Origin of the sequence: Mycobacterium conspicuum, assembly GCF_010730195.1 — a bacterium.
Lineage (GTDB): Bacteria > Actinomycetota > Actinomycetes > Mycobacteriales > Mycobacteriaceae > Mycobacterium > Mycobacterium conspicuum.
The window spans coordinates 5946012-5962343 of the sequence record NZ_AP022613.1 but is presented as its reverse complement, the minus strand read 5'-3'; the positions used below and the strand labels follow the sequence as shown (position 1 = coordinate 5962343).

The window sequence follows — 16332 nt, the reverse complement described above, 5'->3', positions numbered from 1 at the left end:
TTGTCAAGTATCGCTGGGGCTGCCACGATGGGCACATGGGGTTTCGGTGGGTTCGGGTGGGTGCGGTGTTTCTGGCCGGAGTGCTTGCGATGCTTGTGGGCGGCTGCGTTGGCGGCGGTCATGCGTTGGGAACGCCCGGGGGCCGGGGCATCCCGGTCGGCGAGTCGACTCAGACCATTGATGTCGGCGGTGTCAGCAGGACCTTTCACCTGTACCGTCCGCAGGGTCTGGCCGGCCCGGCCGCACTGGTGGTGATGATGCACGGCGGCTTTGGCACCGGCGACCAGGCCGAGCGCGATTACAACTGGGACACCGAGGCCGACGGCGGCCATTTCCTGGTCGCCTACCCCGACGGACAGGGTCGCGCCTGGAACGCCGGCTCATGCTGCGGCGAGCCGCAACGCACCAACCTCGACGACGTCGGGTTCATCACCGCCATGGTCTCCGACATCGAGCGCCAGCTGCCGATCGATCCGGCCCGCGTCTACGCCACCGGCATGTCCAACGGGGCGATGATGGCGCTTCGGCTGGGTTGCCAGAGCGACACCTTCGCCGCGATCGCCCCGGTGGCCGGCACGCTGCTGACGGACTGTTCTCGCGCGCGGCCGACGTCCGTGCTGCAAATCCACGGCACCGCCGACGACAGGGTCCCATACAATGGCGGGCCCGGAAAAGCGTTCGCGGTCAACGGTAATCCGCGCGTCGACGGCCCATCGGTGGAATCCGTCAACGCCACCTGGCGATCCATCGACGGGTGCGGGCCGCCCAACTCGACCACCGCCGGTGACGTGACGACACAGGTCGCTGGTTGCCCGAATGGCCGCACGGTGGAACTGATTTCGGTGGCCGGCGCAGGCCATCAATGGCCGGGCGGCGTGCCCAAACCCGTGCTGCAGCAGCTCGTCGGCCTTCCCGCGCCGTCGACGGCGCTCAACGCCACCGATACCATTTGGCACTTCTTCACGCGGAACCACCGCTGAGCGCTCAGGCCATCACGCGTCGCTCGTCGGGCCCCCACAGCGGCTGCATGTCGCCGGGCAGCGACAGCTGCGTCGCGCTGATCACGTCGGCCAAATCGCGCAATCCGGCGTGCACCGCCGTCAGCAGCTCGGCGAGCTCCTCGCGGCGTCCGTCCACGACCTCCTCCAGCTCGTCGGGATGCGACCGGCGCAACCGGGTGCTGATCTCGGCGATGGCCCGCTCCGGGCGCGACGACCCCGACGAGCCCGGCAGGTCGGACAGGTCTGCGCGAAGCCGTTCCAACTGATAGACCAGCGACCGCGGGTTCGTCGCGTCGAACAGCATCAACTCGGCGAGGGCGGCAACGCTGACGTTGCCGACCGTGCGGCGCCGATAGATGACCGACGATTCGGACGCCAAAAGCGTTGACTCGATGATGGTTTGCTCGGCGACGGCGGATCGGACCGCGGTGAGGGTGTCGCGCAGCAGCGCGGTCAACCACAGGCCGCGCTCGATGCGCTTGCCGATGTCCATCATCGTCCAGCCGACATCACGCACCATCGATTCGGCGGCCACCCCGGACAACGTCAACATCCCTGCCAACGTCTGCGACTGAACCGAGGCCAGCAGGGCGTCACCCTCGGCGAGCGAATCCGGCGGGTCGGCCCGGTGCACCATCGCGCGCTCGACACCGGCCAACACCATCCAGGTGTCGCGCGACAACTGGTCGCGCACCGCCCGGGCGGCCAACGCCAGTCCATCCACCGACTGCACCAGCGATCCCGGCCGTTCCCGGTCCACCGTCAGCGACCACAACGTCGAGGGTGCGACGGCGATCATCTCGGCGCGATCGCCGGCCACCGCGATATCGGTTCCGGTGATCCGCACCAGCGCCGCCATCAGCACCGGCACGCACTCGCTTTCCTCCGTGTTCTGCCGGTGCCGGAATTCGTGGTAGCGCTCGCGGGCGACGATCAGCAACCGCGCCATGTTCTCGGCGCGCTCGCCGTAGCGGCCCATCCAGAACAGATCGGACAACACACGCGGCGAACTGACCCCGAGCGTTCCAGCACCGGTCTTCACCGGCGTCACCGTCGGCAAACTCACCGCCTCGGCCCGTGCCCGCTCGGCGGGAAGAACCCAGATGTCTTTCGCGGCAACGGTATTCAGTGCGTACGCGGCCGCACCGGATGCCATGATGTAGCCCAATCCGCCGATCATCGGGGCATACCCGCTGCGCTGGGCGACGGTGAACAACCGCATGCCGGTGCCGGCCGAGGACAACACACCGGCATAATCGGTGGGCGCCGAAGAGAACTCCGGCAGCTCCTGGCCAACCCACTGCTGCGGGATGGCCGTGATGCGCGCGGCCAGCTCGTCTCGTTCGGCTGACGAAAGTGTCGGCCCGACAATCGTTTCCCCGCCGACGGTGGACTTGATCAACAACGACGAGAGGTTCGCCAGCAGGTGCGAGCGTTCGTCGTCGATGCCCGCCCAGTACACGGGCGCGGTCTGCAGCAGCGGGTCCTCGTCGAGCAGGAATCGCGCAAGCTCGGGCAAAAACCGCAGCAGCCCAGCGCTTTCCAGGATGCCGCTGCCAAGGGTGTTGACCACGGTCACCGTTCCACGGCGTTGGGCCTCGACCAAACCGACCACACCGAGCCGGGAATCGGCCCGCAGGTCCAGCGGGTCGGCGTAGTCGGCGTCCACGCGGCGAAACACGACGTCGACGCGCTTCAGCGTGCCCAGCGAGCGCATCCACAACGTACCGTCGCGCACCACCAGATCCGCGCTTTCCACCAGCGGGAAGCCCAGCAGAGTGGCGAGATACGCTTGGTCGAAAGCGGTTTCGGAGTAGATGCCGGGGCTGAGCACAACCACCGCGGGATCCTGTGCGCCATCGGGCGCCGCGTCGATCAACGCCAGCCGCAGCGCCTGCGCGAATGGGGTCGTCGGTCGCGGCCCGATTTTCTCGTAGAGGTCGGGGTTTGCGTGCGCGATGACGCGCCGGTCGGCCAGCGCATAGCCGGCGCCCGACGGCGCCTGCGTCCAGTCGGCGTTGACCTGGAAGCCGCCGTCCGCCAGCCGGCTGACGTCACAGGCGTGCATGAAAAGCTGGTGGCGCCCGGGGATTTCGATGCCATTGGCAACCCGTAGGTATCCCGGGTGGGCGAACAGCAATTCCGGCGGCAACACACCGGAGGTCAGCGCCCGGCGGGGCCCGTAGAGGTCGGCGAGCACGGCATCGAGCAGACGTGACCGCTGCACGAGTCCGGCCTCCAGCACCTCCCAATCGACAACCGACAGCAGCAGCGGCAACGGGTCCAGGCGCCAGGGACCCGGTTCGGCGCCATGACCGCCGGCGCCGGTGTAGGTAATGCCGTCGTTGTCGATCAGGTTGTTGACCACCGAGTGCAGCCGGTCCAGCCCGGCTCGTCCCCGCTCCCCGAGCGCGGCGGCCAGCTCGGTCCACGCGGGCCGCACGTTGCCGGCGTCGTCGACGAATTCGTCGTACCCGATGCGCGGGCCGTCCCGCAGATCGAACAGGGCTTGCTGGGCGCGGGTGGAACGGTAGCCGGCCAGCAGGCGGTCGGCGTCGGAGCCCTGCTCAGATCCGCTGGATCCGCCCGACGCGTCGCTGGTGCCCAGCACCGCCGCGCCCATTGCTACCCCAATTTCTGAGGATGCCATTACCGCAGCACGGTACGCACGCGCCGGAGGTCGAGGATGCCCGGCGCGCCGACGTCGGTGGAAATCCTGGCCTGCTTTTCCCGCAGGCCGGACGTGTCGGCCTTGCCCGGGGTGAAGCCGGTCGCCTCGAAGCGCCGGCTGCGCCGCGCCTCGGCCTCGACGGCGTTGACGGGCGGGTCGTCATAGGCGCGGCCACCGGGGTGCGCGACGTGGTACGTGCAGCCGCCGCGGGAGGTTTCGGTGGCGAGGTCGATGAGCTCGAACCGCAGCGGAGCGTCGATCGTGATGCTCGGGTGCAGCGCGCTGGGGGGTTGCCAGGCCCGAAACCGCACGCCCCCCACCTGGATGTCGGGGTTGTCGGTGGCGAGCAACGGCACCGGGTAACCGTTGCACGTCACCACGTAGCGCTGACGGTCCGCACCGATGATGCGGACCTGGACGCGCTCCACCGACGAGTCGACGTAGCGGGCCGTGCCGGTGGCGGTGGCTTCCTCGCCGAGGGTGTTCCACGGCTCGATCGCCCCGCGCAGCTCGATCTCCACGCCGCCGAAGACGGCGGTGCCGATGCGCGGGAAGCGGAATTCCGTGAACGGGTCCAGCCAGCTGGTCTCGAAGGCGATACCGTGCTCGCGAAGATCGGCCGTCACGGTGGCGATGTCCTGAATCAGGAAGTGCGGCAACAGGTATCGGCCATGAAGGTTGGCGCCGTGGCGGATCAGCGGCGCGCGCAGCGGTTCGTCCCAAAACCACGCCACCAGCGATCGCACCAGTAGCGACTGCACCATCGCCATGTGCGGGTGCGGCGGCATCTCGAAGCCGCGCAGCTCCAGCAGGCCGAGCCGGCCCCGCGCGCTGTCCGGGCTGTAGAGCTTGTCGATGCAGAACTCGGCGCGGTGGGTGTTGCCGGTGATGTCGACGAGCAGGTGCCGCAGGGCCCGGTCGGTCAGCCAGGGCTTGGGGGATCCGCCGACCGAGAGCCGCGCGATCTCGGCGAACGCGATCTCGAGTTCGTAGAGCGCCTCGTCGCGGCCCTCGTCGACGCGCGGCGCCTGCGACGTGGTGCCGACGAACCGGCCCGCGAACAGATAGGACAGCGCCGGGTGCCGTTGCCAGTAGGTCAGCAGCGAGACCAGCAGGTCCGGGCGGCGCAGCAGCGGGGAATCGGCCGGGGTCGCGCCGCCCAGCGTGATGTGGTTACCGCCGCCGGTGCCGCCGTGGGTGCCGTCGATGTCGAACGATTCGGTGGACAGCCGGGCCAGCCGGGCCTGCTCGTAGAGGGTGGCGAGCTGCTGTCGCTGCTCGGCGAAGCTGGCGGTCGGAGCGATGTTGACCTCGATGACGCCGGGGTCGGGGGTGATCGTCATCGACGTCAGCCGCGGGTCCGGCGGCGGGCCGTAGCCCTCGATCACCACCGGGCAGTCGGACTTGGCCGCCGCGGCCTCGATGCGGGCGATCAGGTCGACGAAATGTTCCAGCGCCTGGGTGGGCGGCAAGAAAATGTGGAGCAGCCCGCCGCGAACTTCCGCGACCACGGCGGTCGTCGGCGCCGTTTCGGGGTCCTCGATTTCCGCTTGCAGCGCGCCCGGCGCGGCCGACAGCGCGCGCCCGACGGTCATCGGGTCGAGGTCGAACGACATGCGCGCCGGCCGCCAGCTGATCGAGTCGAGCGGCAGCCGCAGGCCCGCCGGGGAATCGCCCTCGACCAGCACAATGCGGCCGCGGCGCAACCGCCAGTTGGCGCTCGCCCAGCCCCGGTCGTCCTCCCGGCGATGCAGCGGCAGCACGAACGCCACCGGGGAGGTGGCGGATTCGTCGAGCCGGCTCAGCAGCGCGGCACGGGCGGCGGCGCTGTCGTCGGCGAGGTCGTCGCCGGCGTCCACCGGGTCCCCTTCGGGCATTCGCATCTGGGCCGCCAGCCGGCTCAGCGGGTCCTCGTAGGCCGGCCGCACCTGCGACATCGGCAGTCCGAGGCCGTCGGCGATCTCGGCGAGCACCTTGTGGGCCGCTTCCGGGTCGAGTGACCCGGACTGCGACTCGCTACTCCAGGGGTCGGCCAACAGCGTGTCGTTGGTCCACAGCGGCAGGCCGTCGGCGCGCCAATGCAGCGCGATCTGCCACCGCGGCAGCGGCTCTCCGGGATACCATCTGCCCTGCCCGCGATGGATCAGGCCGTGCGGCGCCCAGCACGCCTTGAGCCGGGCGGCCAGGTCATTTGCCAGGCGGCGCTTGTGCGGGCCGTCGGCGGCCGTCGTCCACTCTTGGTCGACCTGATTGTCGACCGAAACGAACGTCGGCTCGCCGCCGACGGTCAGCCGGACATCCCCCGCGGCCAACCGCCGGTCGACGTCCTCGCCGACCGCGCAGATCGCCTGCCACGCCGCCTCGGTGTAGGGCAGCGTGACGCGCGGGTCCTCGTGCACGCGGGTGACGGTGTTGGAGAAGTCCAGCGTGGTCCCACACGGCTCGGTCGTGCCGGTGATCGGCGCGGCCGAGGCGGGGTGCGGCGTGGCCGCCAGCGGGATGTGTCCTTCGCCGGCGAACAGCCCCGACGTCGGGTCCAAACCGATCCAGCCCGCCCCCGGGATGTACACCTCGGTCCACGCGTGCAGGTCGGTGAAGTCGGCGGTGGGCCCCGACGGTCCGTCCAGCGCCTCGACATCGGAGGCGAGCTGCACCAGGTAGCCGGAGACGAACCGGGCGGCCAGCCCCAGCTGGCGCAGGATCGACACCAGCAGCCACGCCGAGTCCCGGCACGACCCGACGCCGGTGCGCAGCGTGAAATCCGGTGTCTGCACCCCGTGTTCCATGCGCAGGGTGTACCGGACGTCGGTGTTGATCGCGTGATTCAGCGCGACCAAAAAGTCAATGGTGCGGGTGCCAGCCGGCACCGAGAAGTCGCTCACCCACCCGCGTACCAGCTCGCCGGGGCCGGAACCCTCACCCTTATCGTCGACGGGCCGCAGATAGGGTTTGAGGTCGTCGGCCAGTTCCTTGGGGTAGCTGAACCGCGATGATCCCGGCCAGATCTCGGCCCAATCCTCGATGAAGAAGTCGAACGGGTTGATCACCTTGAGGTCGGCGATCAACCCGACCGTGATGCGCAGCTCGCGCATCGGATTCGGAAAGACCAACCGGGCCAGGAAGTTTCCCAGCGCGTCCTGCTGCCAGTTGACGAAATGCTCCGCGGGGTCGATCCGCAGCGAATAGGCCTCGATGGGCGTGCGCGAGTGGGGCGCCGGGCGCAGCCGCACGACGTGCGGATACACCTGCACCAGCCGGTCAAAGGTGTAGCTGGTGCGATGCTCCAGCGCGACCTTGATACTCATAAGCGCCGATCACATCACAAGAGTCGGACTGACGCATGGCGTAGGCGTTAGCCCTGGGTTTCCAAGTCGGTAGCTGGCCTGCCGAGCCTCACCGGCGCTACGCCTTCGCCTTCGCCCCGAGCATCCCGTCGATGAGCCGGTGCAGCACCTGCCTGGTCTCGCGGCGCGTGCGTTTGGGGTCGTCGGCGGTGGCGATCACCATCGCCGCTTCATCGAGCGCGCCGATCAGCACGTGCGCCAGCGGCCGGGTGGGCTGGCGCGCCAGCTGGCCGGCCCGAATTGCCTCGGTGAGCAATTGCTCGGTCATGCCCAGGCTGTACCGCTGGGCGACGTCGCGGAAAGCCGGCCAGCCGAGCACACTGGGCCCGTCCAGCAGGATCAGCTGCCGCACCTCCGGATCGGCGGAGACCTCGAGCCAAGCGTCGACGGCGGCCCGGATCGCGTCCGCGGGTGTCTTGGCTCCCGACGAGGCGACCATGCCAGCCATCCGGGCCATCACATCCTGTTCCACCGTCTCGACGACCTCGCTGAAAAGCGTTGCCTTGTCGGCGAATTGGTGATACATCGCGCCCCGGGTCACGCCCGCTTCCTTGGCGATCTCCGGCGTCCCGACCTCGGCGTAACCCCGCAGGCCCCACAGCCTGCGGGCGGCCGAGATCAGCGCATCGCGGGTCGCCGCCGAGCGCTCTTCCTGGGTGCGTCTCTTGATTTCCATACAACCTGTTGGTAACTTACGAACAGACAGTCTGTTTGTAAATGTACATCTGAGAAGTGAGTAGGGGTTTAACTATGCCGACGATCGACATTAATGCCGGAACCATCCATTACGAAGCAACCGGACCCGAAACCGGCAGGCCGGTCGTCTTCGTGCACGGCTACATGATGGGCCGCGAGCTGTGGCGGCAGGTCAGCGCGCGACTCGGTGCTCGGGGCCTGCGCTGCATCGCCCCCACCTGGCCGCTCGGCGCACACCCGCAGCCGCTGCGCCCCGGCACCGACCGCAGCATCAACGGCGTCGCCCGAATCGTCGCCGACGTGCTTGCCGCCCTCGATCTCGACGACGTGGTGCTGGTCGGCAACGACACCGGTGGGGTGGTGACCCAGCTTGTCGCGGTATACCACCCCGAGCGGTTGGGCGCGCTGGTGCTCACGAGTTGCGATGCGTTCGAACACTTTCCGCCGCCGATCCTTAAGCCGGTGATCCTGGCGGCCAAGTCCAAGGCCATGTTCAAGACCGTGGCCCAGGCCATGCGCGCGCCCGCGGCGCGCAAGCGCGCGTTCGACGGCCTGGCGCACCGCAACATCGACGACCTCACGGCGGCGTGGGTGCGCCCGGGGCTGTCCGACCCGGCCATCGCCGAGGACCTGCGCCAGTTCACCCTGTCGCTGCGCACCGAGGTCACCACCGGAGTCGCGGCCCGGCTGCACGAGTTCGACAAGCCCGCCCTCATCGCCTGGTCGGCCGACGACGTGTTCTTCGAGCTGTCCGACGGCGAGCGACTGGCCGCGACCATCCCCAACGCCCGCTTCGAGGTCATCGAGGGCGCGCGGACGTTTTCGATGGTGGACCGACCGGAGCGGCTCGCCGACCTGCTCTCGTCGATCGCGGTGCGCGCCTGACGAGCTCGCCGACCCGGGACCGGATTCGGAGCCCTGACCGCGTTGGCCGCCTTGGTATGTTTCGGCCATGTCAAATGTGTCGCCACCACTGCAAGGCCGACGAATCCTGGTCACCGGCGCCGCTACCGGCATCGGCGCGGCCGCGGTCCGGGTGCTCTCCGAGGCGGGCGCCGAGATCGTCGCCACCTATCACCAGACACCGCCGCCGGATGACCTGACGGCCACCTGGCTGCAATGCGATGCGCGGGACGCCGACGCGGTCTCGGCGACCGTGCAGCGGGCCGCCCAACACCTCGGCGGCCTCGACGTCTTGGTGAACGCGGCGGGCCTGTGGCAATCCGGGATACCGGGATACATCGGACCCGACGACATTTCGTTCCTGTTGGACACCAACGTGAAGGCGACCATCCTCACCAACCAGGCCGCCTACACCGTCATGAAGGACCAAGACCCCAGAGGGGGCAAGATCATCAACTTCGGATCCTCCGAAGCCGTTATGGGAAGCCCGATTTCGGCCGTCTACGCCGCGACGAAGGGCGCGGTCCAGGCGTGGACGAGGTCGGCCGCCAAGGCCTGGGGCGCCGACAAGGTCACCGTCAACGCGCTGGCGCCGGCGGTCAAGACTCCCGGAGCGGACCGATTCCGCGAGTTCCTCGGCCCGGAAGCCGCCGGCCTCGTCGACCAGCAGATGCAAATGATGATCCCCATCGGCGGCACGCTCGGAGATCCCGCGCGGGATGTCGGGCCGATGCTGGTTTTTTTGGCCGGGCCGGGTGCTGACTTCATCACCGGGCAACTGCTCGCCGTGGACGGCGGCTTGATGATGGTGGGCGGTTAACCGCCGTTGTCGCGCGATCTCGGCATCGAGTTCATCAGCGTCTTCGGACTGCCGCCCGCCGACTTCGTGCATCTGGCCGCCGATCTGGGCTGCCGCTACATCTCCACCGCGCTGGTCGGGCGCCCACTGAAATCCCTTGGCTATCCGGCCTTCTCACTCAAAGACGACCGTGCGCTCAGGCGCGAGCTGCTGGCCGCGATGGATGAGCGCGGCGTCGGCATCTCCCTGGGCGAGGGCATGGTCATCACCGCGGACACCGACGTCGCCGGCCTGGCCGCCGATCTGGACGTCATGGCCGAACTCGGGGCCGCGCAGATCAACACCCTGAGCTTCGACCGGGATCGCAACCGCACATTCGACCAACTGGCCACGCTTGCCGAGATGGCCGCCGCGCGCGGCATCCGAACCACCGTCGAATTGGCGCCCGGGGCGACGATCGGCGACCCGGCCACGCTGCTCGCGGCCATCGAACACGTCGGCAGCCCCGGTCTGCGGCTGACGCTGGACACCATGCACTGGGTGCGGTCGGGCTTGGGTGCCGCCGAACTTCGCGAACTCGGCCCGGAGAACATCGGCTACGTCCAGCTCAGCGACACCACGCTGCAGCCACGCCGCGAGTCCTACCTTCAGGAGGCGATGTACGAGCGGATGGCTCCGGGCGACGGGGAGCTGCCGCTCACCGAGATTCTCGCCGCGGTGCCGGTCGATGTGGTGGTCGGTCTGGAGATTCCGATGCGGAGCCTTGCCGAGGCGGGTGTGGGCCCGATGGATCGGCTGCGGCCATGCGTGGCGGCCGCGCGGCAGTTGGGTTGCCGCTAAGGCTTGTTGGCGTACACCCGCTCGCCGGTAATCAGGTCGTCGTCGTCGAAGCCGAACACCGCCCACAGCCGGACCTCGAAGGGTGCTTCACCGACGGGCGTCCCCCGCAGCCAGAATTCGATCAGCACGTCGCCGTCGTCGCGGTGGGTGAGTTCGATCAACTCGTTGGTCTGATCGGGCACCAGCGTGCGGCCCTCGATCCAGTACTTCATCACGTCGTCGGTGCCGTCGATGACGGTGCCGTCGGGCAGTTCGTAGCGGGGGTGGCTGAACGTCGCCATGGTGCGGTCCCACTCCTGCACGTTCTCGCTCTGCATGTGCTCGATCACGCGGGCTTCGCGGCGGGCACGCCGATCGTCGTCGATGTCACCCATTTCCCAGGCCTTTCTTGCTCAGCCGATGCGGCGGATCGGGTCGGTGCCGTCCCAGCTGTCCGCCTGTTCGCGGATATAGGCGAACAGCTGACCCTTGGCACCGCTGATGTCGGAGATCTCGATGACGGTCCCTTGGTCGTGCTCGGTGTCGAGGTAGGCGAATTTGCCTCGCTCGCCGCCGATTTGGCCCTCGTGGCCCACGGTGTAGCCGGCCGCCAGCGCGCGCTGGTAGAGGGCTTCGAACTCGGTGGTCCAGTAGGCGATGTGTTGGGCGCCCGAGCGGCCGGAATCGAGGAACTCCCGGTACATCGAGGGCGCGTCGTTGCGCTGTTGGATGAGCTCGAGCTGGACGTCGCCGGAATTGGCCAACGCGATGCTCATTTCCACCGGGGAGTCGACGCCGCGGTGCCGGAAGTAATCCGTCTGGACCCGCTCGATGTAAAACCACGGGCCCACCCCGTGCCGGAGCCACTGCCGCATCGACGCCTCGATGTCAACCACGACATAGCCGATCTGCGCCACCCGACCAAAGATCCGGCTCATGGGAGTTAAGTTACGTCACTGCTCGGCGGGCTCGTAGCGCAGCAGGGTGACCTCGTGTTCGGGATGGTCGAAGAACACCGGCCGCACCCGCATGCCGACGCGCAGCTGATCCGGGTCGACGTTGACCATCTCGGTGGAAAACCGCGGGCCCTCGTCCCACTCGACGATGGCCAGCAGTTGGGGCACCGCGTCGGCGAAATGCGGGCTGACCGGTCGGCGCGCGACGGTGTAGGAGTACAGCGTGCCCATCCCCGAGATCTCGCGCCATTCCAGGTCGTTGGCCAGCGTGCGCGGCGCGCGCACCCGCGGATAGAACACGTAGGACTGCGACGACGGTGAGTACTGGATGACTATGCGATGCTGCGCCAACGCATCCCAAAACGGCGCGGTGGTAGGCGTTTTGACCGGCATCGGGCGTTCCATGGTGGCCACGGTCAGTCTCCCTCCAGGACGAGCGCCGTCTGCTCGGACAGGATCCCGCCGTTCCCGGAGACGAACGCGCGGTTGCAGTCGGCGACCTGGGCGTCGCCGGCGCGGCCCATGATCTGGCGGGTGGCGTCGCACACGTGGTGCATGCCGCCCGCCAATCCCGCTTGGCCGAAGCCGAGTTGGCCGCCGGCGGTGTTCAGCGGGAAATCACCGCGGAAGGTGAGGTCGTGGCCGGCCACGAATTCCATGCCCTTGCCCTTTTCGCAGAATCCGGCGTCCTCTAGCGACAGCAGCACGGTGATGGTGTAGCAGTCGTAGATCGACACCATGTCCATCTGGTCGCGGGTCAGATCCGTCATGGCGAACGCGGTGTCGGCGGCCTCCACGATCGGTGTGCGAAGCAGATCGGCGGCGTAGGTCGGAGTCTTGAACGGAACGTGTTCGCCGAAGCCTTTGACCCACACCGGGCGGTTGCGCCCCCGGCGCGCCAGGTCGGCGTTGGCCACCACCACCGCCGCGCCCCCGACGCACGGCATGACGATCTCCAGCATGTGCAGCGGGTCGGCGATGACCGGGCTCGCCAGCACGTCATCCACGGTGAGCGGCTTGTCCTTCCAGACGGCGCCCTCGGTGTGGTTGGCGTTGACCCGCGTGTCGACGACGATCTTGGCCATCGCACGTTCGTCGTAGCCGTAGACCGCGGCGTAGCGCGTCGCCACCTGACCGTAGGGCCCGTTTTGGCCGAGGTTGCCGTACGGGATCTCGAATTCGGCCTGCGGAGAACCGTATTGGTTGCTCGACGATCCGAAGTACAGGGCGTCGCCATAGGTTTTGGGCTTCTTACTGGACATGGGCGTGATGTATCGGGCGGGCAGCGCGCACACGACGGCGTCGCAGATGCCGAGTTCGACGGCCGCGGCCGCCCGCCACACCATCGCCGCGGCGCTGGCCCCGCCGAGGTCCACGTGCTCGGCGAATTTCGCACCCACACCGAGATATTCGGCGATGGTCGACGGGACAAAGATCTCCGACTCCGACAGGTGTGACGCCACGATGCCGTTGACGACCTCGAAGGGCAGTCCCGCGTCATCGAGAGCGGCGGCACCGAGTTCGGCCCATTGTTCCAGTGCGAAGGGCGCGGGAGACGCCTTGTTCATCCGCTCGGGTGGCAGCTCGACGTAGCCGACGATCGCGGCCTCTCCGCGTAATCCCATGTGGTTGCCTTACTTTCGCGGTAAGCCGAGAATCATCTGCGCGATGATGTTCAGCTGGATTTCCCTGGTTCCGCCGCCGATCAGCTCAGCCGGCAGATGCAGGTAGGGGCCGACGACCGCGGGTTCGGAGTCGGTGACCATGGCCGTCTGCCCACACAGTCGCAGGGTGGCTTCGAACGTCCGCCGCAGCAGGACGTTCATCGCCACCTTGGCGATGCTCGACGCCGGGCCGGATGGCTGCCCGTCGAGCAGCCGGATGGTTTCCCGGACCCCGAGCGCTCGGATGGCGTTGGTGTAGGCGTCGAGCTCGCCCAGCGCCCGCTCGGCGTCGTCACGGTCGGGACCCGGTTCGGCCGCGAGCCTGCGCAGCGCCACGGCGCGGTCGAATTTGACGTATCCGCTGATGGCCGAACGCTCTTCGGCCATGGTCGAGATCGCCAGGCTCCATCCGTCGGTCGGGCCGCCGAGCAGCATGTCGTCGGGGATGAAGACGTCGTTGAGGAAGACTTCGTTGAAGTGCGCCTCGCCGGTCGCGGTTTTGATCGGCTGGACCTCTACCCCGGGGGACCGCATGTCGAGGATGAAGTAGCCGATGCCGCGGTGCTTGCTGGCCTCGGGGTCGGTGCGGGCCAGCAGCGCGCCCAGATCGGCGTACTGCGCCAGCGACGTCCAGATCTTGTGGCCGTTGATCCGCCAGCCGCCGTCGACCTTGGTCGCCCGGGTGGCCAGCGACGCGAGGTCGGAGCCGGCCCCGGGCTCACTGAACAGCTGGCACCACCAGATGTCGCCGCGTTGCGTCGCCGGGATCAGCCTCTCCTGCAAGGCTTTTGGCGCGGCGGCCAGGACCGACGGCAGGATCCACTCGGCGATGTTCAGCGACGGCCGGACCAACCCGGGTCGCTTGGCGAACTCCTCGTCGATGATGAGCTGTTTTAGCGGGCCGGCGTCGACGCCCCACGGCTTCGGCCAGTGCGGCACGATGAGGCCGGCGTCGGCGAGCAACGTGCGCCGCGGCCCGGTGGCCTGGTCCTCGTAGTCGCCGTGCGGTGGCGGTTTGTCGTTGTCCAGCCGCATCGCCGCGTTTAGCTTTTCGGCGACCCAGCAACGGAATTCGGATTCGGCGTCACCCAGGTTGACGGACATGTCGCGCTGCATGCCGCAGGCCAACTGTCCCAGCAGGCGCGCCCACCGATTGGCCGGGCCGATCGATCCCGCCAGGCTGATGGCCCGCCGCCAGTACAGGTGTACATCGTGTTCCCAGGTGAACCCGATCGCGCCGAGCATCGTCAAGGCGTCGAGCACCAGGTCCGGGGTCGGCGAGACCGCGATCGTCGCGGCGCCGGCCGCGGCGAGGCGGTGCTGGTCGAGCGATTCGTCGGCGGCCCGCACCGCGTCCCAGGCCGCCGCGGTGGCCAACTCGCTGTTGACCAAAAGCATTGCCGCGCCGTGCTGCAACGCCTGGAAGGTGCCGATGATTTTGCCGAACTGCTCCCGGGTGCGCAGGTGGGCGGTCACCGCCTCGACGCACCACTGCGCGATGCCGGCCGTGGTGGCCGCGACGAGTCCCACCGCGACGCATTTCGCGCGTTCGGGGTCGATACCGGTGAGCACGGCGTCGGTGCGGTAATCGTCGAGCCGCAGGATCCCCACATCGCCGACGAGGTCGGTGCCGCTCGCCGATTCGACCGCCGCGGTGGGCCGGCCGGTGTCCACGGGCACCCACACCAGCTCGCCGTCGTCGGCGCGGGCGGCGAGCAGGATCACCCGCGCGGAGCACGCGCCAAGAACGACCCGCGAGGCCCCGCTGACGAGCCATCGTCGTCCGTCGGCGCGCGCCTTGAAGTCGCCGTCGTCGGGCAGCACGACCGCTGCCGGAGCCCCCGAGGCCAGGTCGCGCACCAGAGCCTCGGCGGCCGGCGCGGTGTCGGCCAGCAGCGCGACGGCTCCCGCCGTCACGGTCGGCAGCAACGGGCCGGGGAGCAGCGCCTTGGCCGCCGATTCCAGGACGCATGCCGCGTCGATCAGTCGCCCGCCCTGGCCGCCGAGGTGCTCGGGCAGGTGCACGGCGTGAAAGCCGTTGTCCACCAGTGCGTCCCACCAGGTCGGCAGTCGTCCGGCGGCCAGCATGTCGAAGCTGTCGCGGGTGGCGGCGATGGGGGCGTGCCGCGCGGCGAACTGTGTGACGGCGTCGCTGAGTTCTCGCTGCTCCGGCATCAGTCCCAGCGTCACGGCAGCGCGATATCCTTTCCGCGTCACGAGACGGACCGTCTCGTCGTGTGGCAGACTACGGGAGCGGGTCACCAGATGTAAAGCGAGGGTCCAGCCAGATGCCAACCGATCTCACCCCGGTCAGCCCGCCCCGGCGCCGCAGTGAGAAGTCGCGCATGGCGATCGTCACCGCCACCCGCGAATTGCTGCTCGAGCGCGGGTTCGACGGTCTGACGATCGAGGCGGTGGCCGCTCGGGCCGGGGTAGGCAAGCAGACCATCTACCGCTGGTGGCCCAGTCGTCCCGCGCTGGTCGCCGACGTCATGCTCGAGGACGCCGACAGGATCCTGGCGTCGGTGGACCACACCGACGACCTGTCCGCCGACCTGGTGGGGTGGGTGCGCAAACTGGCCGCGACCCTGACGTCGGCGCGCGGTTCGGCGATGTTGCGAATCCTGACCGTCGCCGGCATGGAGCACGAAGACACCAAGGCGAAGCTTCGGGCCGGGTTCAGCAAGCCGTTGCACGACAGCGTCCGCACGCGCCTGCTCGCCGAGGGAATCGACGACGCCACCGCCGAGTCGGCCGCGGATGCCATCGTCGGCGGCGTGGTGTATCCGATCCAGTCGGACGCCCAACGGTATTCGCGGCGACGGGCGGAACTGACCACGCGGCTGATCGTCGCGGGGCTCACGCGATCGTGATCGCCGCCAGGCCGTGGCGAATGCGGCCGGGCAGCGACCCGCCGTGGACCAGCCAGTCGTCCAGCGCGATGCGCACCGTGGCCATCGCCAGCGCCCCGATCAGGCGGGGTCGGGGATCTTGCGGAATCAGCCGGGGTATGCGCGGCGCGATGAGTCCGGCGATCGCCTCTTCGTAGCGCACGTAGATGTGCAGCGTCCACGCGTCCAGCGTCTCGGATGACCGGGTGAGCGTGGCCAATTCGCGGACTTGCTCCTCGATCTCGCCGAATCCGTCCGCCAGGTCGTGAAAGGCTCCGATGACGGCCTCGACCGCGGTCAGGTCGTCGGCTTGGGCCGCCAGCGCCGCAGTGATCCGGTTGAGCCAGTGCACGTTCATGCCCTCGGCGACGGCGTCTTCCTTGGAGTTGAAGTAGCGGAAAAAGGTCGCCCGGCTGATGTCGGCCGCATCCGCGATGTGCTCCACCTTGGTCGCCGCCAGACCGCGTGCGGCCACCACCTCGGCGGCGACGGCCGCGATGCGCCGTCGCATCCCCATCCGCTTCCGGTCGGCGAGCGAATCTCGCGAATCACTATCTAAGACGTGAGACATCGTCTAATTATGAGACT

Annotated in this window: 14 protein-coding genes; 5 read left to right on the top strand and 9 right to left on the bottom strand. The window is 68.6% G+C overall.

Annotation, left to right across the window (positions count from 1 at the left end; translation table 11 throughout):
* Positions 1-89 precede the first annotated feature (89 nt).
* Positions 90-980 carry an extracellular catalytic domain type 1 short-chain-length polyhydroxyalkanoate depolymerase gene (locus tag G6N66_RS27470; protein ID WP_372515703.1) on the top strand — a complete coding sequence of 297 codons (891 nt, stop codon included), beginning with the start codon at positions 90-92 and terminating at the stop codon, positions 978-980.
* A gap of 4 nt (positions 981-984) precedes the next feature.
* On the opposite strand, the gene G6N66_RS27465 is transcribed toward G6N66_RS27470, so the two are convergent.
* The 3 genes from G6N66_RS27465 to G6N66_RS27455 all read right to left on the bottom strand — a co-directional run bounded on the left by G6N66_RS27465 (position 985) and on the right by G6N66_RS27455 (position 7692).
* Positions 985-3624: a circularly permuted type 2 ATP-grasp protein gene (locus tag G6N66_RS27465; protein WP_085233996.1), complete on the bottom strand. Its 2640-nt coding sequence runs from the start codon at positions 3622-3624 to the stop codon at positions 985-987.
* A 26-nt stretch (positions 3625-3650) separates the two neighbouring features.
* Positions 3651-6977, bottom strand: a complete 3327-nt coding sequence (locus G6N66_RS27460) for a transglutaminase family protein (RefSeq protein WP_085233995.1) — start codon at positions 6975-6977, stop codon at positions 3651-3653.
* A gap of 97 nt (positions 6978-7074) precedes the next feature.
* Entirely contained in the window at positions 7075-7692 is a 618-nt protein-coding gene (locus G6N66_RS27455) for a TetR/AcrR family transcriptional regulator (RefSeq protein ID WP_085233994.1), read from the bottom strand.
* Positions 7693-7766: 74 nt separating this feature from the next.
* Here G6N66_RS27455 and G6N66_RS27450 point away from each other — a divergent pair, with 74 nt between their 5' ends.
* The 3 genes from G6N66_RS27450 to G6N66_RS27440 all read left to right on the top strand — a co-directional run bounded on the left by G6N66_RS27450 (position 7767) and on the right by G6N66_RS27440 (position 10254).
* On the top strand, positions 7767-8597 hold the full coding sequence (locus G6N66_RS27450) for an alpha/beta fold hydrolase (RefSeq protein WP_085233993.1): 831 nt from the start codon (positions 7767-7769) through the stop codon (positions 8595-8597).
* A gap of 67 nt (positions 8598-8664) precedes the next feature.
* On the top strand, positions 8665-9435 hold the full coding sequence (locus G6N66_RS27445) for an SDR family NAD(P)-dependent oxidoreductase (RefSeq protein WP_085233992.1): 771 nt from the start codon (positions 8665-8667) through the stop codon (positions 9433-9435).
* 6 nt (positions 9436-9441) lie between these two features.
* On the top strand, positions 9442-10254 hold the full coding sequence (locus tag G6N66_RS27440; protein ID WP_085233991.1) for a sugar phosphate isomerase/epimerase family protein: 813 nt from the start codon (positions 9442-9444) through the stop codon (positions 10252-10254).
* Here the strand turns inward: G6N66_RS27440 and G6N66_RS27435 are convergent.
* From G6N66_RS27435 to G6N66_RS27415, 5 genes are read right to left on the bottom strand one after another with little or no spacing between them, the layout of a single operon-like run.
* Positions 10251-10628: a hypothetical protein gene (locus tag G6N66_RS27435; RefSeq protein WP_085233990.1), complete on the bottom strand. Its 378-nt coding sequence runs from the start codon at positions 10626-10628 to the stop codon at positions 10251-10253. The two genes, G6N66_RS27440 and G6N66_RS27435, sit on opposite strands and share 4 nt — an antisense overlap.
* 18 nt (positions 10629-10646) lie before the next feature.
* Positions 10647-11171, bottom strand: coding sequence for a VOC family protein (locus tag G6N66_RS27430; protein WP_085233989.1), 525 nt, complete (start codon positions 11169-11171; stop codon positions 10647-10649).
* Positions 11172-11186: 15 nt separating this feature from the next.
* A complete protein-coding gene (locus tag G6N66_RS27425; protein ID WP_085233988.1) occupies positions 11187-11603 on the bottom strand; it encodes a Zn-ribbon domain-containing OB-fold protein in 417 nt (138 codons plus the stop codon).
* Between the two features lie 2 nt (positions 11604-11605).
* Positions 11606-12814, bottom strand: coding sequence for a thiolase family protein (locus G6N66_RS27420; RefSeq protein WP_085233987.1), 1209 nt, complete (start codon positions 12812-12814; stop codon positions 11606-11608).
* Between the two features lie 9 nt (positions 12815-12823).
* Complete coding sequence (locus G6N66_RS27415; RefSeq protein WP_085233986.1) at positions 12824-15043, bottom strand: acyl-CoA dehydrogenase; 2220 nt, start codon at positions 15041-15043, stop codon at positions 12824-12826.
* A gap of 98 nt (positions 15044-15141) precedes the next feature.
* Between G6N66_RS27415 and G6N66_RS27410 the strand changes: the two genes are divergently transcribed.
* Complete coding sequence (locus G6N66_RS27410; RefSeq protein WP_085233985.1) at positions 15142-15726, top strand: TetR/AcrR family transcriptional regulator; 585 nt, start codon at positions 15142-15144, stop codon at positions 15724-15726.
* Here G6N66_RS27410 and G6N66_RS27405 read toward each other — a convergent pair.
* Positions 15713-16315: a TetR family transcriptional regulator gene (locus G6N66_RS27405; protein ID WP_085233984.1), complete on the bottom strand. Its 603-nt coding sequence runs from the start codon at positions 16313-16315 to the stop codon at positions 15713-15715. The two genes, G6N66_RS27410 and G6N66_RS27405, sit on opposite strands and share 14 nt — an antisense overlap.
* Positions 16316-16332 lie beyond the last annotated feature (17 nt).